Here is a 21,351-nt window from a genome sequence, read left to right as displayed (position 1 = left end):
GCAGGGGGGACGGCCGGAGGGACGGCGCGGGGGGCGGCGCGTCAGCCGAAGCTCCAGGCCTGACTGCCCGTACCTGACTGACCGTCCTCCCGCCCGTCACCGCGCGCCCCCGGGACCGGGGAAGACGACCGGATACGACACGGTCGGCGTGGGCCGCACCGCCGGACTGTCGTCCCACTCGGGCCGCTCGATCGGGTAGACGACGGTGGGTCGCGGCTGGGGCTGTGGCTGCGCCGGGGGCTGCTGCCGCGTCTGCTGCCTGGGTAATCGGAGCTGCTCGGGCTGTTTGTCTGCGTCGGCGCCCGCGGTGGTGTGACCGCTGGCGAAGAGGAACACCCCGACCACGACCGCCGCCAGGATCGCCGTCTCCCGCCGGGCTCTGGCCGGCAGCCGGGTATGGCTTCTGACTACGATGCCGTTCGACTTCACATACTGCTCGATCACGGGCACAGCTGTGTCCCTTCGTCTCGTCAGCCGATTCACGCTCCCCCTGCACAACCGCCCCCATGTAAGCACCCGTCACTGACATCACGTCACCCCGTAATCGCCGTGCGTGATCACTTCAGGCCATCGCCGATCGCGGTGGATAAGGAAGTGTGAATGCGAACTTTGCTTCGTTTGTGTTGCTCGCGGATGGCGCGGGAAGTGAATTCTCGCTAGGTCGGCCGGTATCGCGCACGGTTGCGAACACGCCCGCAACGAAAAGGAGTTGACCGTTTTTGTGGTAGGCTATTAATGAATTCGCAGGGTGCCACGAAAAAAGGGGAATGGCGTGAATACCGAGAAGGTTACGGCTCGACGTCTCACGGCCGACGAGGTTTCAGGGTTGGGTCTCCAGGACGGCATCTTCGTCTCGGCAGAGACGGACGGCCTTCCTCTCGACTGCTACGCCCCGGCCTTCCTCACGGAGCCGGGCAAGAATTTCGAAGGAGGGTCCTTCACCGCGAGGACGGCCTTCGGCGAGGAAATTCACGTCCTCCCGGACAACGCCGAAGAGGGCGGTATCTGGATCGCCGACAAGGCGGGACAGGAGATCGAGGTCCTCCAGAGCGCCGGCGTTCTGCTGAACCTCGCCCTCTTCGTTCCCAACGGGAACAAGGAATCCCTGGAGGCGCTCTACGCCGCCGCCCGGGACGCGTTCGGCGCGGGCATCGTGCAGCGCTGGAGCGAGGACACCGTCGAGGTGCCCGACGTCAAGGTCGACCTCTACGAGGAGCCGGCCCGGGGCCGCAAGAACACGAACGGCCAGAACCGCGACCGCCGCGCCCTGGACATCTACCCGACCCGCGTGCGCTTCCTGGAGCCCAGCGAAGGCTGGCGTTTCATTGTCGAACCGCACAAGGAGATCGTCGACGACACCCCGACGATCTGACTCAACACCCCCTGAAAGCCCCGCCGGGCGACCCAATCCCCCCGTCCCGGCAACCGAACGCCCGACTGGATCATTCCAGCCGGGCGTTCCGCGTGGGCGGCCACGAATTCCACCGGCGCGAAAGCGCGAAAGCCGGAATCCAAGGCGAAATCCGCGGGCGGATTTGCGTCAATGGAGTTGACGAGGATTCTGTCCGCCCCGCAGACCGGAGGCGGCGGATCCGCCCGATGCCCCCGACGACTTGACGAGAACTCTCGCTACCCCCTCGCTCCCCCCCCCTCGCTCCTCTCCTCGCACCCCGCCAGGCGCGCCGTGCAACCTTCGTCCCACCTCACGAGTCTCCACGCTGTACTTCTTGCCCGCACAGCGCGAAAGGTCCTCGTGCACCAGAAGAGTCTCGTCGGCGCCCGGGTCGGCGGTGTCATGTCCGTGGTTGTCCTCGGCAGTCTGCTGACCGCCGTCCCCCAGGCCGCGGCTGCGACCCCGGCCGCGACCGTGGCCGCCGACACCACCTGCTCGACCAACGTCTACAAGCGGACGTTCTACAAGAACACCTCGTTCTCCGGCTCCCCGGTGAAAACCGACTGCGACAGCAAGATCAGCGAGAGCTGGTCGGGCAAGCCGGTCTCCGGCGCGCCGAAGGACAACTTCGGTGTCCGCTGGTCGGTGAAGCGGGACTTCGGCTCCGGCGGCCCCTTCACGTTCACCGCGTCCGCCACCGACGGCGTCCGCGTGTACCTGGACGGCGTCCGCAAGATCGACCTGTGGAAGAACACCGGTGACACCGCCCGCTCCAAGAGCGCCGACCTCACCGTCCCCTCCGGCAAGCACACCATCCGCGTCGACTACGTGAACTGGAGCGGCGCCGCCAAGGTCGCCTTCACGTACAAGCCCCGGACCTCGGCCGCACACGACAGGACGAAGCCGCTCGCACCCACCGGTGTGAAGACCGCCTACAACACCAAGACGCGCAGGACGGCCGTCTCCTGGTCCGCCAACAAGGAGATGGACCTGGCGAGTTACTCCCTCTACCGGCGGCCTGTCGGCTCCAGCACCTGGACGAAGGTCACCACGACCACAGCCCGGAGCCACACCGACCCCCTGGTGAACCCCGACGACCGTACGCCGTACTACTACGAGGTGCGCGCCAAGGACAAGGCGGGCAACACCTCGTCGGGCAGCACGGACATCATCGTCCGTCCACTGCCCATCGTCACCTCCCTGACCGGCACCTACGCCAAGGCGACCGGCAAGGTCACCCTGAAGTGGCCCCTCAACAAAGAGCCGCACTTCAGCCACTACACGGTCCTGAGCAACGACATCGTGGACGGCCGTTACGTCTGGGTCCCGCTCGGCACCACCAAGAGCAACACCTGGACCACCGCCCCCGTCATCGCCGACGGCGAGACCCGCCACTACCGCGTACTCGTCACCAACACAGGCGGCACCACCACCTACAACCCGAACTGGCTCGACGCCAACGCGCCCCATGAACTCTGGCTCGCCATCCCCGACGGCATCGCCCCCTACTACGCCCCCGACCTGACCCTGGGCACCTGCGCGGGCGGTATCCAGGCGACCGCCATCGACTACACACCGGCGCCGATCCGCGACTTCGCCGGCTTCGAGATCGAGCGCCGTACGGCGGGGACTGCCACCTGGTCGGTCGTCCTGCACCAGGGCTTCGACCCGCGCCGCGACTACGCCACGGCCACCGTCTGCGACACCCCGCCCACCGGCGGCCGTACCTACGAGTACCGGGCCCGCTCCTATGACGCGGCCGGAAACTACTCGCCGGCCAGCGACATCACTGCCGTTACCTGGTGATGCCGTCGATGTGCCCCAGCCGCGTGGCGGCTGGGGCACATCGGACAGCCCGCTCGTCCTGGACTTCGGCCCGGACGCGCGGGTATGCCTCCCGGACGATGAACCATGGCCGCGGACCATCGGCGCGGCAAGGCTCGTGGCATGACACAGACGAACACCACACATAAGGACCCGACGAGCACCGGAAACACCGTGAACACCGTGCTGGTGATCGGCGGCTCCGGCAAGACCGGTCGCAGGACGGTGGCGCGGCTCCGCGAACTGGGCGTGGAGACCCGAGCGGCCTCACGGTCCGGGGACACCCCCTTCGACTGGGCGGACCGCACGACCTGGCAGGCGGCCCTCGACGGGGTCGACGCCGTCTACATCGTCCCGCTGGACACCTCCCCCTCCCCGACGCCCGCCTTCGTCCGGCAGGCCGTCGCGAGCGGGGTCCGACGGCTGGTGCTGCTCTCGGCCCGGGGCGTGGACGTACCCGGCTACTTCGGCTCCTCCTACGAGGGCGGCGGCCCGCATACGGAGGGCGAGGCGGCCGTCCGGTCGTCCGGCGCCGCCTGGACGATCCTGCGGCCCGGCTGGTTCGCCCAGAACTTCAGCGAGGGCGCCTTCCTCGACGGCGTACGTGCCGGCGAACTCGCCCTGCCCACCGGCGACGGGACCGCCGCGTTCGTCGACGCCGACGACATCGCGGCGGTCGCCGTGGCGGCCCTGACCGAGGACGGCCACGACGGCGAGGTGTACGAACTCTCCGGCCCCCGGGCGCTCGGCATCGCCGACGTACTCGACGAGATCGCGAAGGCGACCGGTGTGCGCGCCGCCTACGTCCCGGTGGAGGAGTCCGTCTTCCGGGCCGCGCTGGTGGCACAGGGCCTGCCCGAGGAGGAGGCCGCGCTCTGGGCGGAAGCGATGAAGCCGATTCGCACGAGCCAGGAGGCACCGGTCACGGACGGCGTACGGAGAGCACTCGGCCGCCCGCCGCGCGACATCACCGACTTCGTCCGTGACGCGTCCGAGGCGGGTGCCTGGTCCTGAAGCCGTCAGGCAGGGCGCCGGTCAGCCCGCCGGTACGGCGCGGTCCGGTACGCGGGGGGTGGCGGTGGCGGCAGAGGCGGTGGCAGGGGCGGTGGCAGAGGCAGGAGAGGTGGCGGAGGAGGCGGCGGGCTCCTGCCGGAAGGTGCTCGGGCTCTCGCCACGGAGCCGTTTGAACGCCGCGCTGAAGCCGAACGCGTCCGCGTAGCCGACCCGCCGGGCCACCGCGGCCACCGTCAGCTCCGGGCGGGTCAGCAGATCGGCGGCGAGCGTCATCCGCCACTCGGCGAGATACGCAACAGGACCGTTCCCGACCAGTTCCGTGAACCGCTTGGCGAAGGTCGTCCTCGACACCCCCGCCACGCTCGCCAGCTCCGCCGTCGTCCACGGGTGCGCCGGATTCTCGTGGATCGCGCGCAGGGCGGGCCCCGCCACCTCGTCGCCGAGTGCGCTGTACCACCCCGGTGGTTCGGCCTCCGGGCGGTCGAACCAGTCCCGCAGTGTGCACACCAGCAGCCAGTCCAGAAGCCGGTCGAGCACCGTCTGGTCCCCCGGCCGGCCGGCGCCGCTCTGCGTCTCCAGGTAGTCCCACATCGGCGAGCAGTCCTGCTCGTCGGATATCACCAGGACCGGCGGCAGAGCGCGGAGGAGCCGCCGCGGAACCTGCTCCCGTACGTCGTACGCGGCGGCCAGCAGCACGGTGGAGCCGCTGAGTTCGAGGTCCCGGTCCACCGCGGCCCCCGGCGCCTCTTCTCCCCAGTGCACCTCCCGTACGCCCGTCGCCCGCTCCGTCGCCGTACCGTCGGGCGGGTCGTCCGGCGGGTCGTCCGGCGGGTCGTCCGTGAAGCGGAACGGTGCGGGCCCCCGGACGATCGCCGTGTCGCCGAGCGCCACGCGCCGCGCCTCTCCGTTCTCCGGCACGATCCACCCGGCGCCACGCAGCGGTACGCACAGCGTCAGGTACGGGCCGTCGGTGAACCGCAGCGACCACGGCGGCCACAGCACCGAACGGCCGAACACCGCACCCTTGCCCCGCACGCCCCGCAACAGCTCGTCGAACACGTCCATGGAGCCAACGATAGGCAGGCACCACGGGTGTCCCGGACGATCGCCTATGCACGACGGACGGACAGCCATGGGTCAGGCGGCGGCGCCGCGATGGACTTGCCCCATGACAACGCAGAGCGCGTACGGCGCCTCGTCCGACATCCTCGTCCTCGGTGCCACCGGCAAGACCGGACGCCGACTCACCGCCCGGCTGCGCGACACGGGCACCGCCCCGGTCCGGGCCGCCTCCCGCTCAGGCGAGGTCGTCTTCGACTGGACCCTGCCCGACACGTGGGAGCCCGCGCTCACCGGAGCCGGGGCGGTTTACCTGGTCGCGCCCGACGATCCTTCACCCGTAAGGGAGTTCGTGCGGCAGGCGGCAGCGTCCGGGGTGCGCCGCTTCGTGGCTCTCTCCGGTCACGGCGTCGAGAAGGCGGGCGACGGCATCGGCTTCGGCTTCGTCTTCGGACAGGGCATGGCCGCCGGCGAGGAGGCGGTCCGGGAGTCCGGTGCCGAGTGGACGGTCCTGCGGCCCAACAACTTCTTCCAGAACTTCGACGAGGACCTGTGGCTCGCGCCTCTGCGGGCCGGCCGTCTGGCCCTGCCGATCGGGGAGATGCCGGAACCGTTCATCGACGCCGACGACGTGGCGGCGGTCGCGGCGACGGTGCTCACCGAGCCCGGCCACGCGGGCCGCACCTACGAACTGACTGGCCCCCGCGCACTCACCTTCGCCGAGGCCACCCGGACGATCGCCGAGGCCGCCGGCCGGCCCATCCGCTACGAGGAACTCACCCCGGCCGCCTACCGCTCCGAACTCCTCGCCGAGGGCCGGCCGGAAGCCGTCGCCGACAGCCTCGGCGCGATGTTCGCCCTGCACCGGGCGGGCCACTCCACCGAGGTGACCGACGACGTCCGCCGAGTGCTGGGCCGCGACCCCGTAGCCCTGCGACCGTGGGCACACCGCATCGCGGCCCGGGGAACCTGGGCACCGTAAGCGCCACGTCGGTCCCCTGACGACCGAAGGCCGGACCGCACACGAGATACGGGCGGGCCCCGCCCCGCCCCGTGCGACGCCTACCGCCCTGCGGCGACGGCGTGTCAGCCCCGTACGGTGCCGTCGCCCGTCCGCTCGGTGCCTTCGGCTGATGCTGATGCCGCCTTCTCGCGCATCTTGCGTACCAGTTCGGCCTTCTGGTCGGCGGCACCCTTGCGGTCGAGATTGCGGTGCGGACCGTTGTTCTGCCGCTCGGCGCGGGACAGCCTCTTGCGCTGGCCGCCCCCCATGCCCACGGGGTTGTTGATGTTCTTGCTCACGGTCATGAGTTCTCCCGGAATGATGTGGAGTGATCTACGGCTTCATCGGTGTGGACGGGCGTGGCGACGTCGAGGGGCGTCAGGTGGGCCGAAGTGTGCGACGGAACCTGGCAGGGCGCATACTCCGGGCGGCCTGGCAGGTCAGAGAGGGATGACACGGACCTGGCTGCCGCACAGCTTGGCCATGTCGTAGTGGCTCGCGCCAGTCCCTCATCCGTGAGGCCATCAGCCCCGACATCGAGGTCCTGACTGAGCCGGTTGACCAGTCCGTGTGCCTGTACCGCGTAGCCGCCGGTAAGCGCCAGAGGATAAGCACCGCCCACGGCGAGCACGTCCGCGAGCAGGCGACGGTGCAGGTCCGTGAGGTTCACGCGGCGGCCCGAGCGCTGCGAACCAGTTCACCGAAGGCGCTTTCCCAGACCACACGGACATCACGGCTGACCAGTGAACGCAGTGTGGGCCACAAGCCGACGAGAAGCTCGTGATGGAGGTACTGGATCAGGTCGTCGTGCCGGCCCTCGGCCAGGACGATGCGGTAGTAGCTCATCCGCAGCCGGGGCTGGTCGAGGTCGAACGTGGTCAGCCCCGACCACGCGAGGTGGAGCGGAAGACTTACTGTGCCGTGCTCAGGGCCGGCAAGCTCGGACAGCGCCGTAGGCAGGCGCTGAGCGAACTTGGCACGGCGGAGATCGGAAAGACCGGGCTGTGATGCCATACGCCGATTATCCAGGAAGGGGGCGCGGCACGCCGAAACGATGGCTGAGCATGAGGAAGCCCCGGGCCGTTGGCCTGGGGCTTTTCTGTGGAGCGGGTGACGAGAATCGAACTCGCGCTCTGAGCTTGGGAAGCTCATGTTCTACCATTAAACTACACCCGCGTCGCAGAGCCTCTGAGGGCTGTGCTTCGTCGGACACTCTACCTCATGGCGGACCCCGGGCGATGTGAGCCCCGGGGTCCTTCTGCGTTGTCGGGGGTGGGGAGTGGGGGCGGATGTGGGGGGTGGGGGCGGGAGTTGGGGGCGTAGGGTGCCCGTGCGGAGTGCCGGTGGGGGGTGGGGCGGGGGGATCCCCTAGGGTGGCGTTTGTCCGCGTTTGTTGGGGAAAGGACCTGATGGACTTGATGGAGCGCACCGTCGTCCGCTGTGCCGAAGGCCATGTGTTCAGCACCGCTACGTTCCCGATGCAGCAGCTCGACGCCGGGAGGATCGGGCCCGGGAGACTTATCCGGTGTCCGAGGTGTGCGCGGTTGCGGCATGCCGTGATCGTGGAGCCCGCGGTGGCGGAGGCCGAGCGGAGCTGACGTTGTCCGCGCGGGGCGTGCGGGCTGCCCGATTGGGGTGGGCTCGCGCGCTCTGCGTATCCTCGGGACGTGCTTCTCTCAGACAAGGACATCCGGGCCGAGCTGGATTCCGGACGCGTACGCCTCGATCCGTATGACGCATCGATGGTGCAGCCCTCCAGCATCGATGTACGGCTCGACCGGTATTTCCGGGTATTCGAGAACCATCGCTATCCACATATCGACCCCGCCGTCGAGCAGGCCGATCTCACCCGCACGGTCGAGCCTGAGGGGGACGAACCGTTCATCCTCCACCCCGGTGAGTTCGTGCTGGCGTCGACGTACGAGGTCATCTCGCTGCCCGACGACATCGCCTCCCGGCTGGAGGGCAAGTCGAGCCTCGGCCGGCTGGGGCTGGTGACGCACTCGACCGCCGGATTCATCGACCCCGGTTTCTCCGGGCATGTCACGCTCGAACTGTCGAACATGGCGACGCTCCCCATCAAGCTCTGGCCGGGCATGAAGATCGGGCAGCTCTGTCTCTTCCGGCTCAGCTCGGCGGCGGAGTTCCCGTACGGTTCCGAGAAGTACGGCTCGCGCTACCAGGGGCAGCGGGGGCCGACGGCGTCCCGTTCGTATCTCAATTTCCACCGGACGCAGGTGTGACGCAGGCATGAGCGAGACCCGAGAGAATCTGACGTACGAGAAGTTCGGGCGGGCCGTCCGCGAACTCGCGCAGATAGTCGCCGACGACGGTTACGAGCCGGATGTCGTGCTGAGCATCGCGCGCGGTGGGGTTTTCGTCGCCGGCGGGCTCGCCTACGCACTCGACTGCAAAAATATTCATCTGGTAAATGTCGAGTTCTATACCGGGGTCGGCACCACGCTCGAAATGCCCGTCATGCTCGCCCCGGTGCCCAACGCCATCGACTTCTCCAACAAGAAAGTCCTCATCGCCGACGATGTCGCCGACACCGGCAAAACGCTGAAGCTCGTGCACGACTTCTGCGTCGACCATGTCGCCGAGGTCCGCAGCGCCGTCATCTACGAGAAGGCGCAGTCCCTCGTGAAGTGCGAGTACGTCTGGAAGCGCACCGACGACTGGATCAACTTCCCCTGGAGCGTCCAGCCGCCCGTCGTGCGGCGCACCGGGCAGGTTCTTGACGCCTGACGCCTGACGCCTGACGCCTGACGCCTGAGGCCTTGGGCACACGTCCCGGGCATCACAAAGGGGCCTTCAGCTCTCCGTCCGGAGAGTTGAAGGCCCCTTCGCGGTCCTCGTACTAGAGCGTGCCCAGCTTCAGCAGCGACAGCAGCGCGATCAGCTGAATCGCCGACGCCGCCAGCGCCTTCGGCCACGGCAGATCGTGCGACTTGCTCACCATCACCGTGAAGAGCGCCCCCGCGCCGATCCAGGTGAGCCACCCCAGAATCTGCACCAGCGAATTGTCGCCGCCCAGGAAAAGCGCGAAGAGCAGCCGCGGCGCGTCCGTGATGGACATGATCAGCATGGAGAGGCCGACGGTCGGCTGCCACGCGCCGTCGCCGCCGAGCTGGCGGGCGAGCGTGTGGGTCACCACGCCCAGCAGCAGTCCGCCGATCACGAAGGCGACCGCTGTCGACAGGGCGTACGGGATGGCCGTGGACAGCGTCGAGTTGATCGCGTCCTCGCGCGCCGTGTCGAAGCCGAAGAGCGCCAGCAGGCCGTAGAGGAACGTCACGACCACGGCCGGGCCCCAGACCGGGTAGTCGCGCATCTGGAAGAACGTCGGGCCCGGGCGCATGACGACGCCGGTCAGCAGTTCCTTCCAGTGCAGCTTCGGCCCCGAGGGGCCGGTGGCCTGGTAGCCACCGCCATGCCCGCCGCCATGCCCACCGCCGTCGCCGTTCCCGGCGTCGTGGTACTGGTCGTCATGGATGCTGAACGCCTGGGTGTGACCCGCGCTGTTGGCGTACGGGTCGGAGCCCTGCGCCGCGCGTCCCCCGTAGGGGCCAGCCTGCGTCTGGCCGTACGGGTCGCCCAGGTACTCCGGCTCGCCCTGTCTGCCGTATCCGCCCTGTCCGCCCTGCTGCCCGCCCTGCTGGCCGCCGGCGGGAGGCCACTGCTGCTGCCCGTACGGAGGTGCGGCCTGCTGACCGCCTCCGTAGTTCGGGGGCGGCGCCTGCCGTCCGTACGGCTGTTGCTGCGGGGGGTACTGCCCCTGCTGCTGCCGCTGCGGTTGTTGTTGCGGGGTGCGGTTGTCCCGGCCGCGTCCGATCCTGAATCCAGCCACGCGATCGAACGTACCTGCTCGCGGCGGGCGCGGTGGCTGCCCTGAGGAACGCGCGGGTCTTTGCTGCCGAGCTGTGACATCCCCTAAGGGATGCCGGGGGACGCCGACGACGCCCCCGACGACGCCCGTTCCAGGAAGACCGACGTGCTGAACGTGGTCACCGGGCGCCGCCCGTTCGCCGCGTACACCGCCACCACGTCCGTCGTCTCGCCCCGGTGCGTCCGCGTCACCGGGCCGCCGCCGAACTCCGGCCGGATCGCTTCCGTGACGGTACGGCCCCGGCCCGAGCCCGACAGCTTCGGCGCCGGTGGCAGCCGTGTCGAGGTGAAGCCGTACGCGGTCCCCGTAGCCCCCGCGCCCCCGAAGCCCTTCCGGCCGCCAGGCAGCAGCGTGCCCCGCGCCGCCCTCCCCGGGGTGCGGGCGCTGCCCAGGACGACCAGGTCGTCGTATCCGTCGCCGTTCACATCCGCCTTCGGCTCCGGCGCCGCCAGGACCGGGCCGCCCGCCGGGACCGGCGCGGCGGCGGAGCGCGGGGCTCCGTCGCGGGTGAACGGGCCACGCAGGAAGCTGACCTGGCCCGCGCTCGCGGTCACCGCGAGGTCCGTCTTCCCGTCGCCGTCGAAGTCGCCGCAGACCGGCTGGTCGGGCCACTCGTTGCCCGCCCGCGCCTTGGCGGGGATCTTGAGGACGACCGCCCGGCCGGTGAGTCCTGTGGGGCCGCCGAAGAGGATCTGGAGCGGTACGGGCGGCATCCCGATGCCGTTGTACGGCGGATCCGTGGCGATGATCAGATCGCCGTACCCGTCCCCGTCGAGATCGCAGGCTGCCTCCGCCTCGAACGCAGCCGGCAGCACCCCGCCGACCTTCGCCGCCCGCGCCCGGGGCGTCAGGAGCTGCCGTACGGAGGGATCCACCGCCCCTTCGCTCCCCGTGCCGTACACGATCCCGATGCCCGCGTCGTCCCCGTACGTATCGTCCTCCGCCTTGACCAGGTCGTTCAGTACGAGGTCGGGGTGGCCGTCGCCGTTGAAGTCGTCCGGCAGGGTGCTTCCCCTGCCGCGCGGTACGGCACGACGCGCCGCCGCGTCCACGGCGCCGTTCTTCGCCTCCAGGGAGCCGCGGCCGGCCGCCGCGTCGGGGGAGGCGGACGTACAGCCCGTCAGCAGCAGCGCCGTACAGACACCGACGACCGCGATACGTATGCGCATACGCACTACCAGTATCAGTGGCCCCAGTGGTGCAGCAAGGCAGGTTACGGGCGAGAGAGATGGACAGGGGGCGAGAAATGACTGAAGCGGTCGGATCCGATGCGTGGATTCGACCGCTTCAGTGTCGTGCTACGCCAACTACTTCACCGGCTCCGGTTCCGACTCCTGCTCCGGCTCGCTCTCCACCGGCTCCGTCCGTACCGAATCCAGCAGCAGCTGCGCCACATCCACCACCTGGAGCGACTCCTTCGCCTGCCCCTCGTTCTTCTTGCCGTTGACGGAGTCGGTCAGCATCACCAGGCAGAACGGGCACGCCGTCGACACGATGTCCGGATTCAGCGAAAGGGCCTCATCGACACGCTCGTTGTTGACGCGCTTGCCGATCCGCTCCTCCATCCACATCCGCGCGCCCCCCGCGCCGCAGCAGAAGCCCCGCTCCTTGTGGCGGTGCATCTCCTGCTGCCGCAGGCCGGGAACGGACGACATGATCTCGCGCGGCGGCGTGTAGATCTTGTTGTGCCGGCCCAGATAGCACGGGTCGTGGTACGTGATCAGGCCCTCGACCGGGGTCACCGGGATCAGCTTGCCCTCGTCGATCAGGTGCTGGAGCAACTGGGTGTGGTGGATGACCTCGTACTCGCCGCCGAGCTGCGGGTATTCGTTGGCGATGGTGTTGAAGCAGTGCGGACAGGTCGCGACGATCTTCTTCGACGCCTTCGGCTTCTTCGTCGCCGGGTCGTCGTCGTCCTCGCCGTACGCCATGTTGAGCATGGCGACGTTCTCCTGGCCGAGCTGCTGGAAGAGCGGTTCGTTGCCCAGGCGGCGGGCGGAGTCGCCGGTGCATTTCTCGTCGCCGCCCATGATGGCGAACTTCACGCCCGCGATGTGCAGCAGCTCCGCGAACGCCTTGGTGGTCTTCTTCGCCCGGTCCTCCAGCGCGCCCGCGCAGCCGACCCAGTAGAGGTAGTCGACCTCGCTCAGGTCCTCGACGTCCTTGCCGACGATCGGGACCTCGAAGTCGACCTCCTTGGTCCACTCGACGCGCTGCTTCTTCGCCAGGCCCCAGGGATTGCCCTTCTTCTCCAGGTTCTTGAGCATCGTGCCCGCCTCGCTGGGGAACGCGGACTCGATCATCACCTGGTAGCGCCGCATGTCGACGATGTGGTCGATGTGCTCGATGTCGACCGGGCACTGCTCCACGCACGCGCCGCACGTCGTGCAGGACCACAGCACGTCCGGGTCGATGACGCCGTTCTCCTCCAGCGTCCCGATCAGCGGACGCTCCGCCTCCGCGAGGGCCGCGGCGGGTACGGAGGCGAGCTGCTCGGCCGTCGCCTTCTCCTCGCCCTCCATGTTCTTCCCGCCACCGGCCAGCAGATACGGGGCCTTGGCGTGCGCGTGGTCGCGCAGGGACATGATCAGCAGCTTGGGGGAGAGCGGCTTGCCGGTGTTCCAGGCCGGGCACTGCGACTGGCAGCGCCCGCACTCGGTGCAGGTCGAGAAGTCCAGCAGGCCCTTCCACGAGAACTGCTCCACCTGCGAGACGCCGAAGACGTCGTCGTCGCCCGGCTCCTCGAAGTCGATCTCCTTGCCGCCGCTGGTCATCGGCTGGAGCGCGCCCAGGGCCGTACCGCCGTCCGCCTCCCGCTTGAACCAGATGTTGGGGAAGGCGAGGAAGCGGTGCCAGGCGACGCCCATGTCGGTCTTGAGCGCGACCGTGATCATCCAGATGAAGGAGGTCGCGATCTTGAGGGCGGCGAAGAAGTACGTGAGGTTCTGGAGGGTGCTGAAGCTCAGCCCCTTGAGGGCGCTGACCAGCGGATACGAGACGAAGAACGACGCCTCGTAGTGGTCGACGCCGTGCTGGGCGCCCTCCAGGGCATGCAGCATCATGATGCAGGTGCCGACGATGAGGATGACGGCCTCGACGAAGTACGCCTGGCCGAAGTTGGAGCCCGCGAAGCGGGACTTGCGGCCGGCCTTGCCCGGCGTGCTCAGCTGCCGGACGACGATCAGCGTCAGGATGCCGAGCACGGTCATCAGGCCGAGGAACTCGACGAAGACGTTGTACGGCGCCCATTCGCCGATGACCGGCAGCAGCCAGTCGGCCTTGAACAGCTGCCCGACGGCGTTGACGATCGTCAGGAGCAGCGAGAAGAAGCCGATCGCCACGAACCAGTGCGCCACACCGACGACGCCCCAGCGGTTCATGCGGGTGTGGCCGAGGAACTCCTTGGCCACGGTGATGGTGCGCTGCTTGGGGTCGTCGGTGCGCGAACCGGCGGGTACGGGCTGGCCGAGCCGCATGAAGCGGTAGATCTGGGCGATGGCACGGGCGAAAAGCGCCAGGCCGACCACGATCAGGACCAGCGACACGATGATCGCGGCGAGTTGCATTTCGGGGCTCCTCGGGCCTGCGAGGCGGAGACTTGATGACGGGCGGGCGACGTAGTGCGGTGATCCGAGCTGATGACCGAGCTGGTGACCGAGCTGATTACTAAGCGGTAACTTATGGAACTCGTGCTGAGGGTACCCACTTATTCCGCCGCAATGTAACGCCCGGTCGGTGATCTGTATCGCTCAGGTGACCCTGACCGCGGCCCCGGCCCGGACCCCGACCGTAACCCCGGCCGCACCGGGCCAGTGCGGCCGGGGTTGCGGCGAGGATCGCCAGGTCCAGCCCGATCCAGTGGTGCTCCACGTAGTGCTGATCGAGCAGCTCGGGTTCGTCCCACGGCAGCGTCGAGTGCCGCCGTACCTGCGCCATGCCGGTCAGGCCGGGGCGTACGAGCTGACGCCAGGGCGCCGCCGCCCGCGGGGTGCCCGGCGGCAGCGGGGCCGGGCCGACCAGGGAGAGGTCGCCGCGTACGACGTGGGGCAGCCGGGACAGCAGGTCGAGACGGAACCGCCGGGTGCGCAGGGAACTCAGGAGGAAGGGCCGTCCGTTGAGTCCCGTGTGCGGGACGCGCACGAAAACCCCGCCGGCCGGCCGGGAGAGCGCCACGGCGAGGGTGGCGGTGGCCAGGACAGGCGCCGCCAGCAGGAGCAGGATGGAACCGAGGGCCAGGTCCAGTAGGCGCTTGGGTGAAGGCGGCGGGAGCGGCGGGAGTCGCAGGGGTCGCTTCGTGGCCATGAATGACCGTTCTGTTGCGTTTCCTTAGGGTTCGGCACAGAACGATCCCAGGTGGGGCCGCCCCCGCCGCGCAGGCGCTCCGGCCGTACCCCCCGGCCCCGGCGGTTCCCGGTACTACCTAGCGACTATCACGATAGTTGAGCCACACCGACTCAGGTCTGTTGACGCCCCGGAATCCGTGAGGCATCCTTGAGCCTGTTCCACTCAAGTCAGCTGGAGGAATCGAAATGGCACGTGCGGTCGGCATCGACCTGGGCACGACTAACTCCGTCGTCAGCGTTCTCGAAGGCGGCGAGCCCACCGTCATCACCAACGCAGAGGGCGCCAGGACCACGCCGTCCGTCGTCGCCTTCGCCAAGAACGGCGAGGTGCTCGTCGGCGAGGTCGCCAAGCGCCAGGCAGTCACGAACGTCGACAGGACCATCCGGTCGGTCAAGCGCCACATGGGCACCGACTGGAAGATCAACCTGGACGGCAAGGACTTCAACCCGCAGCAGATGTCGGCCTTCGTGCTGCAGAAGCTGAAGCGGGACGCCGAGGCGTACCTGGGCGAGAAGGTCACCGACGCGGTGATCACCGTCCCGGCGTACTTCAACGACTCGGAGCGCCAGGCCACCAAGGAGGCCGGTGAGATCGCGGGCCTCAACGTCCTGCGTATCGTCAACGAGCCGACGGCCGCCGCGCTGGCGTACGGCCTCGACAAGGACGACCAGACGATCCTGGTCTTCGACCTCGGTGGCGGCACCTTCGACGTGTCGCTCCTGGAGATCGGTGACGGCGTCGTCGAGGTGAAGGCCACCAACGGTGACAACCACCTCGGTGGTGACGACTGGGACCAGCGCCTCGTCGAGTTCCTGGTGAAGCAGTTCGCCAACGGTCACGGCGTGGACCTGTCCAAGGACAAGATGGCTCTCCAGCGTCTCCGCGAGGCCGCGGAGAAGGCGAAGATCGAGCTGTCGTCGTCCTCCGAGACCACGATCAACCTCCCGTACATCACGGCGTCCGCCGAGGGCCCGCTGCACCTGGACGAGAAGATCACCCGGTCTCAGTTCCAGCAGCTGACCGCGGACCTGCTGGAGCGCTGCAAGACCCCGTTCCACAACGTCATCAAGGACGCCGGCATCCAGCTGTCCGAGATCGACCACGTGGTGCTCGTCGGTGGTTCGACGCGTATGCCCGCCGTCGCCGAGCTCGTCAAGGAGCTGACCGGCGGCCGTGACGCCAACAAGGGCGTCAACCCGGACGAGGTCGTCGCCATCGGCGCCGTGCTCCAGGCCGGTGTGCTGAAGGGTGAGGTCAAGGACGTCCTGCTGCTCGACGTCACCCCGCTGTCCCTGGGCATTGAGACCAAGGGCGGCATCATGACGAAGCTCATCGAGCGCAACACGACGATCCCGACCAAGCGCTCCGAGATCTTCACGACGGCCGAGGACAACCAGCCGTCCGTGCAGATCCAGGTGTACCAGGGCGAGCGCGAGATCGCCGCGTACAACAAGAAGCTCGGTATGTTCGAGCTGACCGGTCTGCCGCCCGCCCCGCGCGGCGTGCCGCAGATCGAGGTCGCCTTCGACATCGACGCCAACGGCATCATGCACGTGGCCGCGAAGGACCTCGGTACCGGCAAGGAGCAGAAGATGACCGTCACCGGTGGCTCCTCGCTGCCGAAGGACGAGGTCAACCGGATGCGCGAAGAGGCCGAGCAGTACGCGGACGAGGACCACCGCCGCCGCGAGGCCGCCGAGACCCGCAACCAGGCCGAACAGCTCGTCTACCAGACGGAGAAGTTCCTCAAGGACAACGAGGACAAGGTCCCGGGTGACGTCAAGGCCGAGGTCGAGACGGCGATCGTGGACCTGAAGGAGAAGCTCAAGGGCGAGGACACCGCCGAGATCCGCACCGCCACGGAGAAGGTCGCGGCCGTCTCCCAGAAGCTCGGCCAGGCGATGTACGCGGACGCCCAGGCGTCCGGTGCCGCCGCCGGTGCCGAGGGCGCTGCCGGTGCCGGTCAGGCGCAGGGCGGCCAGGCCGACGACGACGTCGTCGACGCCGAGATCGTTGACGACGAGAAGCCGAAGAAGGACGGTGCGGTGTGACGGAGGAGACCCCGGGCTTTGACGAGAAGCCCGACGTTCCCTCCGGCGCCAGTCCCGAAGACGCCACGCCGAAGGCCGCCGAGCCCGACTCCGTCAAGGAGTCCGGGCCGGCGGCCCCGGCCGGGGACGTACATGACGTAGCCCTGACAGCTCAGCTGGACCAGGTCCGTACGGCGCTCCACGAGCGCACGGCCGACCTCCAGCGGCTCCAGGCCGAGTACCAGAACTACCGCCGCAGGGTGGAGCGGGACCGCGTCACGGTCAAGGAGATCGCCGTCGCGAGCCTGCTGACCGAACTGCTGCCGGTCCTCGACGACATCGGCCGGGCACGCGACCACGAGGAGCTGGTCGGCGGGTTCAAGTCGGTCGCCGAGTCGCTGGAAGCGGTCACGGTCAAGCTGGGACTCCAGCAGTTCGGTACGGAGGGCGAGCCCTTCGACCCGACGATCCACGAGGCCCTGATGCACTCGTACGCGCCGGACGTCACAGAGACGACGTGCGTCGCGATCCTCCAGCCGGGGTACCGGTTCGGCGAGCGGACGATCCGGCCGGCCCGGGTCGCGGTCGCGGAGCCCCAGCCCGGGGCCCAGCCCAAGGACGAGCAGGCGGGCAAGGACGAGGAGAACGGTGGCCCTGAGGAGGGCTGACGCGGTGCCGCACAGCGGCAGTCGCGAGGGTTGTGCAGGTGAAGGCGGAGAGGAGGGACGTCGGGAATGAGCACCAAGGACTTCGTGGAGAAGGACTACTACAAGGTTCTCGGCGTCCCCAAGGACGCCACCGAGGCCGAGATCAAGAAGGCGTACCGGAAGCTCGCCCGCGAGTTCCACCCGGACGCCAACAAGGGCGACTCGAAGGCCGAGGAGCGCTTCAAGGAGATCTCCGAGGCGAACGACGTCCTCGGCGACCCCAAGCGGCGCAAGGAGTACGACGAGGCGCGCTCGCTGTTCGGCAACGGCGGCTTCCGCCCGGGGCCCGGCGCGGGCGGCAACGGCAACTTCAACTTCGACCTGGGCGACCTCTTCGGCGGCGGCCAGGCCGGCGGTCCGCAGGGCGGACCCGGCGCCGGCGGCTTCGGTGGCGGACTCGGGGACGTCTTCGGCGGGCTGTTCAACCGGGGCGGCGGTCCCGGTACGCGCACCCAGCCGCGCCGTGGCCAGGACATCGAGTCCGAGGTCACGCTCAGCTTCAGCGAGGCGGTCGACGGGGCCACGGTCCCGCTGCGGATGTCCAGCCAGGCGCCCTGCAAGGCGTGTTCGGGCACGGGCGACAAGAACGGCACCCCGCGGGTCTGCCCGACCTGTGTGGGCACCGGACAGGTGTCGCGCGGCTCCGGCGGCGGTTTCTCGCTGACCGACCCGTGTGTGGACTGCAAGGGCCGCGGGCTGATCGCCCAGGACCCGTGCGACGTCTGCAAGGGCAGCGGGCGCGCCAGGTCCTCGCGGACCATGCAGGTACGGATCCCGGCGGGCGTCAGCGACAGCCAGCGGATCCGGCTGCGCGGCAAGGGCGCGCCGGGCGAGCGCGGCGGCCCGAACGGCGATCTGTATGTCGTCGTCCATGTCGACGCCCACCCGGTCTTCGGCCGCAGGGACGACAACCTCACGGTCACCGTGCCCGTCACCTTCGCGGAGGCGGCGCTCGGCGGCGAGGTGAAGGTGCCGACCCTGGGCGGGCCCCCGGTGACGCTGAAACTGCCCGCGGGCACGCCCAACGGCCGTACGATGCGGGCCCGTGGCAAGGGTGCCGTGCGCAAGGACGGCAGCCGCGGCGACCTGCTGGTCACCGTCGAGGTCGTGGTGCCCAAGGATCTGGGCGCCGAGGCACGCGACGCGCTGGAGGCATACCGGAAGGCGACCGCGGACGAGAATCCGCGGGCGGAGCTGTTCCAGGCGGCGAAGGGAGCATGACCCGATGGACAGGGACGGGCGGCGACGGCAGCCCTCAGCGGCGTTCGGCGGGCCCTACCAGCTGACCGAGGAGACCCCGGTCTACGTCATCTCGGTGGCGGCCCAGCTCTCCGGGCTGCATCCGCAGACCCTCAGGCAGTACGACCGGCTCGGGCTGGTCTCCCCGGACCGTACGGCGGGCCGCGGGCGCCGCTACTCGGCCCGCGACATCGAGCTGCTCCGGCAGGTGCAGCAGCTGTCGCAGGACGAGGGCATCAACCTCGCCGGCATCAAGCGCATCATCGAGCTGGAGAACCAGGTGGCCGCGCTCCAGTCGCGCATCGCCGAGCTGTCCTCGGCGGTCGACGGCGCGGCGGCGGCGATGCGGCAGCGCGAGGCACAGGTGCACGCCTCGTACCGCCGGGACCTGGTGCCGTACCAGGACGTGCAGCAGGCGAGCGCGCTGGTGGTGTGGCGGCCGAAGCGTCCGCCGACGGACTGACGCGCCTGTGCGGGGCGGGGCCGGGGCCGGGCGGCCCGGGCCCCGCTTTCGCGTGCCGCGCGGCTCCACGGCGCGCTCGGGGCCGTTCCTCAGCCCAGTTTCCGTTCCTCGGCCGCCGCCTCCGAGCTCCACCACGCGCCGAGCGCGAACATCGTGTCGACGCCCACGGCCTCGTACAGCTTGTTCAGGTCGCTGTTGACGGTCCGCAGGCTGACTCCCAGCTCGGTGGCGATCTGCTTGAGCGTACGGCCCTCCCTGAGCTTGTTGAGGATGCGCCGGGACCTGCTCGTGGTGAGCGTCTCCTCACGCCGCCTGAACCGGCCTCCGGTCCACGGCTCGGCGCGCTCCCACTGCTGTTCGTAGATGTGGTGGAGCAGGGCCACCATGCCGGGGTGGGTGACGCGGAAGGCGGCGTCCCTGCCCGCGTCGGCCCGGTGGTCCGTGACGACGGCGAAATTGCGGTCCACCAGGATCATGCGCTGGAAGCCGGTCGCGAGGGTCCGTATCTCCGCGCCGTGCGCGCTCATCTTCGCGACCCACTCCTGCTCACCGGCCCTGGAGCGCGCCGTGTCCGGATAGAGCGTGTGGTAGGAGATCCCGCGCCGGAGGATCGCGAGGTCGGAGACGGCGGCACTGCGCAGCGTCTCGGCTCTTCGGTTGCCGGGTTGCGCCGTGCGGATCGTGCTCTTCGCCGAGTCCATCGCCTGGGTGATGGCCGCGGTGACGAGTTCGTGGCGGCCGAGGAACTCGACGCCGTTTCCGCTGGGCAGTTCGGCGTTCCGCATCTGCCGGTGCAGCTCGGACATCTGCTCCATGCGGCGCAGATGGTGCGCGATGGCGGCGCGTTCCCGCGCCAGGGCCGTCTGTTCGGCGTGGTAGAGGTCGGCCGCGCTCCACCGCCCGTGGTGCGGGTCGTGCACGGCCAGCCCGAGCGCGGCCAGCTCGGCGCACCCGGGTGCGGAGCCGTCGACGTGTTCACCCTGGACGAGCCTGCGCAGCAGGGTGCGGGCCTCCGCCGACAGGTCGGGTGACGGCACGGTGTGGAGGGTCGTGTTCTCGCGCGACGTTATGTTCCATCCCCTTCGTTTGATCCCTGCACGATTCCGCAGCGCACATGAGTGCAGGCGCTTGTCGCTTGAACGGTACGGGCCGAACGCGCAGGGTGGAGAGGGCCGGTGGCGTACGGGGGTCGCCGCCGGGCCCGGCGCGACGAGTCGGCACCTCGTGGGCGGAGTGAGAGCCGGTTGTGGAAACGAGTCACTTTCGTGGGCGCTCAGCCGTCCTGGTCCAGGATCTGCGAGTGGGCGATGAGATAGCCGAGCTGCGCGCGGCTGCCGCTGCCGAGGGTGGTGGCGAGCTTGGCGATGTGGGCGCGGCAGGTCCGTACGTTCATCCCCAGCCGGCGGGCGATGGCCTCGTCCACGTACCCCTCGATGAGCAGCTTCGCGATGGACCGCTGGACGCCCGTGATGCCGTCGGGCGTCGGCTCGTACGCGACCTGCTCGGTCAGGGGGGTGGCCCGGCGCCAGAGCAGTTCGAAGACCTGGGCCAGATAGTCGACGAGCCCCGGGTGGCGGAGTTCGAGGGCGACCTGCCGGTCGGAACGGGCGGGGATGTACGCGACGGTGCGGTCGAAGATGATCAGCCGCTCGGTCAGCTCCTCCAGTGTGCGGATCTCCATCTCGTCCTCGGCCAGCCGCTCCGCGTAGGCCATGGTGCCCTGGCTGTGCCGGACCGTGTGCTGGTACAGCGTGCGGATGCTGACGCCCCGGTCCACCACCGTACGGCCGCGCTCCAGGGCCTGGGAGAGCGAGTGCTCGCTGCGGCCCCCGCCCGGCTGGACGGTGAGGACCTCGATCCGGCACTCGGCCGTGGAGAGGTCGAGCGCGGCGTTGATCCGGCTGTCGCCCTCCAGGACGGTGATCGCGTGTGTGGTGGGCGGATCCTGGGCGGTGATGTTCATGAACGGCTCGAAAGCGTCGGTCAGCTCGATGGCGAAGTGCCGGCGCTCCTGGATCTCCCGCTCGACCGGGTTGAGGCGCTGTGCGAGAGCGGCGGACGGCGGGACCGGGCGCAGCCAGTCGGAGTCGTCCGGATCCGGATGCAGCAGAGGGAATTCCATCAGGCAGGGGGCCTGCTGGGCCTCGCTGCGGGTGATGCGTCCCGAGCGCAGTGCGCTGGCGTAAAGCCTTTTCCCGTCATCGCACAACTCGGTGACGGGGTGGGGATGCGTCTGTTTTGCGTCGTTTGTGGTCATAGCTCCACCCCCCAGGGTCTTGAACATGCAGGAACATGATGCCTCGTCCCGGTGGTGTTGACGTGTCCGGATAGGACATCGTTCAGATGGCGGGGGAGAGGAATCCATCAAGTGAGGACGAAGCCGACT

Annotated in this window: 21 protein-coding genes and 1 tRNA gene; 11 read left to right on the top strand and 11 right to left on the bottom strand. The window is 69.2% G+C overall.

The genetic code is table 11. The features are described 5' to 3' along the window. Nucleotides 1–96: 96 nt before the first annotated feature. Nucleotides 97–444, bottom strand: coding sequence for a hypothetical protein (locus tag AB0389_RS16210; RefSeq protein WP_366396031.1), 348 nt, complete (start codon nucleotides 442–444; stop codon nucleotides 97–99). 328 nt (nucleotides 445–772) lie between these two features. Between AB0389_RS16210 and AB0389_RS16205 the strand changes: the two genes are divergently transcribed. The 3 genes from AB0389_RS16205 to AB0389_RS16195 all read left to right on the top strand — a co-directional run bounded on the left by AB0389_RS16205 (nucleotide 773) and on the right by AB0389_RS16195 (nucleotide 4,231). Then, the gene (locus AB0389_RS16205; protein WP_366396030.1) at nucleotides 773–1,372 is read left to right on the top strand and encodes a hypothetical protein; all 600 of its coding nucleotides are present in this window, start codon (nucleotides 773–775) and stop codon (nucleotides 1,370–1,372) included. Between the two features lie 381 nt (nucleotides 1,373–1,753). Beyond that, the gene (locus tag AB0389_RS16200) at nucleotides 1,754–3,199 is read left to right on the top strand and encodes a PA14 domain-containing protein (protein WP_366396029.1); all 1,446 of its coding nucleotides are present in this window, start codon (nucleotides 1,754–1,756) and stop codon (nucleotides 3,197–3,199) included. 141 nt (nucleotides 3,200–3,340) lie between these two features. Beyond that, nucleotides 3,341–4,231: an NAD(P)H-binding protein gene (locus tag AB0389_RS16195; protein ID WP_366396028.1), complete on the top strand. Its 891-nt coding sequence runs from the start codon at nucleotides 3,341–3,343 to the stop codon at nucleotides 4,229–4,231. Between the two features lie 21 nt (nucleotides 4,232–4,252). Here the strand turns inward: AB0389_RS16195 and AB0389_RS16190 are convergent, their stop codons facing one another. Continuing rightward, nucleotides 4,253–5,296 carry an AraC family transcriptional regulator gene (locus AB0389_RS16190; protein WP_366396027.1) on the bottom strand — a complete coding sequence of 348 codons (1,044 nt, stop codon included), beginning with the start codon at nucleotides 5,294–5,296 and terminating at the stop codon, nucleotides 4,253–4,255. 103 nt (nucleotides 5,297–5,399) lie between these two features. Here AB0389_RS16190 and AB0389_RS16185 point away from each other — a divergent pair, with 103 nt between their 5' ends. Next, nucleotides 5,400–6,272, top strand: coding sequence for an NAD(P)H-binding protein (locus AB0389_RS16185; protein ID WP_366396026.1), 873 nt, complete (start codon nucleotides 5,400–5,402; stop codon nucleotides 6,270–6,272). Nucleotides 6,273–6,376: 104 nt separating this feature from the next. Here AB0389_RS16185 and AB0389_RS16180 read toward each other — a convergent pair whose 3' ends face one another. The 3 genes from AB0389_RS16180 to AB0389_RS16170 all read right to left on the bottom strand — a co-directional run bounded on the left by AB0389_RS16180 (nucleotide 6,377) and on the right by AB0389_RS16170 (nucleotide 7,469). Then, entirely contained in the window at nucleotides 6,377–6,598 is a 222-nt protein-coding gene (locus AB0389_RS16180) for a DUF6243 family protein (RefSeq protein ID WP_366396025.1), read from the bottom strand. Between the two features lie 361 nt (nucleotides 6,599–6,959). Beyond that, a complete protein-coding gene (locus tag AB0389_RS16175; protein ID WP_366396024.1) occupies nucleotides 6,960–7,307 on the bottom strand; it encodes a transcriptional regulator in 348 nt (115 codons plus the stop codon). Nucleotides 7,308–7,395: 88 nt separating this feature from the next. Then, a tRNA-Gly gene (locus AB0389_RS16170) sits at nucleotides 7,396–7,469 on the bottom strand. A 233-nt stretch (nucleotides 7,470–7,702) separates the two neighbouring features. Here AB0389_RS16170 and AB0389_RS16165 point away from each other — a divergent pair. The 3 genes from AB0389_RS16165 to AB0389_RS16155 all read left to right on the top strand — a co-directional run bounded on the left by AB0389_RS16165 (nucleotide 7,703) and on the right by AB0389_RS16155 (nucleotide 9,041). Continuing rightward, nucleotides 7,703–7,891, top strand: coding sequence for a hypothetical protein (locus AB0389_RS16165; protein ID WP_366396023.1), 189 nt, complete (start codon nucleotides 7,703–7,705; stop codon nucleotides 7,889–7,891). Between the two features lie 69 nt (nucleotides 7,892–7,960). After that, entirely contained in the window at nucleotides 7,961–8,536 is a 576-nt protein-coding gene (gene dcd / locus AB0389_RS16160; RefSeq protein ID WP_114660586.1) for a dCTP deaminase, read from the top strand. A 7-nt stretch (nucleotides 8,537–8,543) separates the two neighbouring features. Continuing rightward, the gene (locus tag AB0389_RS16155) at nucleotides 8,544–9,041 is read left to right on the top strand and encodes a phosphoribosyltransferase (RefSeq protein ID WP_366396022.1); all 498 of its coding nucleotides are present in this window, start codon (nucleotides 8,544–8,546) and stop codon (nucleotides 9,039–9,041) included. A 112-nt stretch (nucleotides 9,042–9,153) separates the two neighbouring features. On the opposite strand, the gene AB0389_RS16150 is transcribed toward AB0389_RS16155, so the two are convergent. From AB0389_RS16150 to AB0389_RS16135, 4 genes are all read right to left on the bottom strand, one after another. Then, entirely contained in the window at nucleotides 9,154–10,143 is a 990-nt protein-coding gene (locus AB0389_RS16150; protein ID WP_366396021.1) for a Yip1 family protein, read from the bottom strand. Nucleotides 10,144–10,226: 83 nt separating this feature from the next. Next, nucleotides 10,227–11,351 (bottom strand): VCBS repeat-containing protein, encoded by a 1,125-nt coding sequence (locus AB0389_RS16145; protein ID WP_366396020.1) that lies wholly within the window; start codon nucleotides 11,349–11,351, stop codon nucleotides 10,227–10,229. Nucleotides 11,352–11,489: 138 nt separating this feature from the next. Then, nucleotides 11,490–13,748: a (Fe-S)-binding protein gene (locus tag AB0389_RS16140; protein WP_366396019.1), complete on the bottom strand. Its 2,259-nt coding sequence runs from the start codon at nucleotides 13,746–13,748 to the stop codon at nucleotides 11,490–11,492. 112 nt (nucleotides 13,749–13,860) lie between these two features. Beyond that, nucleotides 13,861–14,484: a sugar transferase gene (locus AB0389_RS16135; protein WP_366396018.1), complete on the bottom strand. Its 624-nt coding sequence runs from the start codon at nucleotides 14,482–14,484 to the stop codon at nucleotides 13,861–13,863. A 227-nt stretch (nucleotides 14,485–14,711) separates the two neighbouring features. Here AB0389_RS16135 and dnaK point away from each other — a divergent pair, with 227 nt between their 5' ends. The 4 genes from dnaK to AB0389_RS16115 all read left to right on the top strand — a co-directional run bounded on the left by dnaK (nucleotide 14,712) and on the right by AB0389_RS16115 (nucleotide 18,965). After that, nucleotides 14,712–16,577 carry a molecular chaperone DnaK gene (dnaK, locus tag AB0389_RS16130; protein WP_366396017.1) on the top strand — a complete coding sequence of 622 codons (1,866 nt, stop codon included), beginning with the start codon at nucleotides 14,712–14,714 and terminating at the stop codon, nucleotides 16,575–16,577. Continuing rightward, nucleotides 16,574–17,224 (top strand): nucleotide exchange factor GrpE, encoded by a 651-nt coding sequence (grpE, locus tag AB0389_RS16125; RefSeq protein WP_366396016.1) that lies wholly within the window; start codon nucleotides 16,574–16,576, stop codon nucleotides 17,222–17,224. Before dnaK ends, grpE begins: the two co-directional genes overlap by 4 nt. A gap of 66 nt (nucleotides 17,225–17,290) precedes the next feature. After that, on the top strand, nucleotides 17,291–18,484 hold the full coding sequence (dnaJ, locus tag AB0389_RS16120; protein WP_366396015.1) for a molecular chaperone DnaJ: 1,194 nt from the start codon (nucleotides 17,291–17,293) through the stop codon (nucleotides 18,482–18,484). A 4-nt stretch (nucleotides 18,485–18,488) separates the two neighbouring features. Next, nucleotides 18,489–18,965 (top strand): helix-turn-helix domain-containing protein, encoded by a 477-nt coding sequence (locus AB0389_RS16115; RefSeq protein ID WP_366396014.1) that lies wholly within the window; start codon nucleotides 18,489–18,491, stop codon nucleotides 18,963–18,965. An 89-nt stretch (nucleotides 18,966–19,054) separates the two neighbouring features. Here the strand turns inward: AB0389_RS16115 and AB0389_RS16110 are convergent, their stop codons facing one another. Beyond that, nucleotides 19,055–20,002, bottom strand: coding sequence for a LuxR C-terminal-related transcriptional regulator (locus AB0389_RS16110; RefSeq protein ID WP_366396013.1), 948 nt, complete (start codon nucleotides 20,000–20,002; stop codon nucleotides 19,055–19,057). Between the two features lie 236 nt (nucleotides 20,003–20,238). Continuing rightward, nucleotides 20,239–21,222, bottom strand: coding sequence for a helix-turn-helix transcriptional regulator (locus AB0389_RS16105; protein ID WP_366396012.1), 984 nt, complete (start codon nucleotides 21,220–21,222; stop codon nucleotides 20,239–20,241). Nucleotides 21,223–21,351: the final 129 nt, after the last annotated feature.

Origin of the sequence: Streptomyces sp. NPDC093109, assembly GCF_040701725.1 — a bacterium.
GTDB lineage: Bacteria > Actinomycetota > Actinomycetes > Streptomycetales > Streptomycetaceae > Streptomyces.
This window is presented reverse-complemented; position numbering and strand designations above follow the sequence as displayed.

Bases quoted from the DNA above. Each gene is read 5' to 3' on its own strand.
- AB0389_RS16190 (WP_366396027.1), bottom strand. From the start codon at position 5,296: ATGGACGTGTTCGACGAGCTGTTGCGGGGCGTGCGGGGCAAGGGTGCG.
- dnaK (WP_366396017.1), top strand. From the start codon at position 14,712: ATGGCACGTGCGGTCGGCATCGACCTGGGCACGACTAACTCCGTCGTC.
- AB0389_RS16195 (WP_366396028.1), top strand. From the start codon at position 3,341: ATGACACAGACGAACACCACACATAAGGACCCGACGAGCACCGGAAAC.
- AB0389_RS16185 (WP_366396026.1), top strand. From the start codon at position 5,400: ATGACAACGCAGAGCGCGTACGGCGCCTCGTCCGACATCCTCGTCCTC.
- AB0389_RS16140 (WP_366396019.1), bottom strand. From the start codon at position 13,748: ATGCAACTCGCCGCGATCATCGTGTCGCTGGTCCTGATCGTGGTCGGC.
- AB0389_RS16105 (WP_366396012.1), bottom strand. From the start codon at position 21,222: ATGACCACAAACGACGCAAAACAGACGCATCCCCACCCCGTCACCGAG.
- AB0389_RS16155 (WP_366396022.1), top strand. From the start codon at position 8,544: ATGAGCGAGACCCGAGAGAATCTGACGTACGAGAAGTTCGGGCGGGCC.
- AB0389_RS16175 (WP_366396024.1), bottom strand. From the start codon at position 7,307: ATGGCATCACAGCCCGGTCTTTCCGATCTCCGCCGTGCCAAGTTCGCT.
- dnaJ (WP_366396015.1), top strand. From the start codon at position 17,291: ATGAGCACCAAGGACTTCGTGGAGAAGGACTACTACAAGGTTCTCGGC.
- AB0389_RS16135 (WP_366396018.1), bottom strand. From the start codon at position 14,484: ATGGCCACGAAGCGACCCCTGCGACTCCCGCCGCTCCCGCCGCCTTCA.
- AB0389_RS16180 (WP_366396025.1), bottom strand. From the start codon at position 6,598: ATGACCGTGAGCAAGAACATCAACAACCCCGTGGGCATGGGGGGCGGC.
- AB0389_RS16115 (WP_366396014.1), top strand. From the start codon at position 18,489: ATGGACAGGGACGGGCGGCGACGGCAGCCCTCAGCGGCGTTCGGCGGG.
- AB0389_RS16145 (WP_366396020.1), bottom strand. From the start codon at position 11,351: ATGCGCATACGTATCGCGGTCGTCGGTGTCTGTACGGCGCTGCTGCTG.
- AB0389_RS16165 (WP_366396023.1), top strand. From the start codon at position 7,703: ATGGACTTGATGGAGCGCACCGTCGTCCGCTGTGCCGAAGGCCATGTG.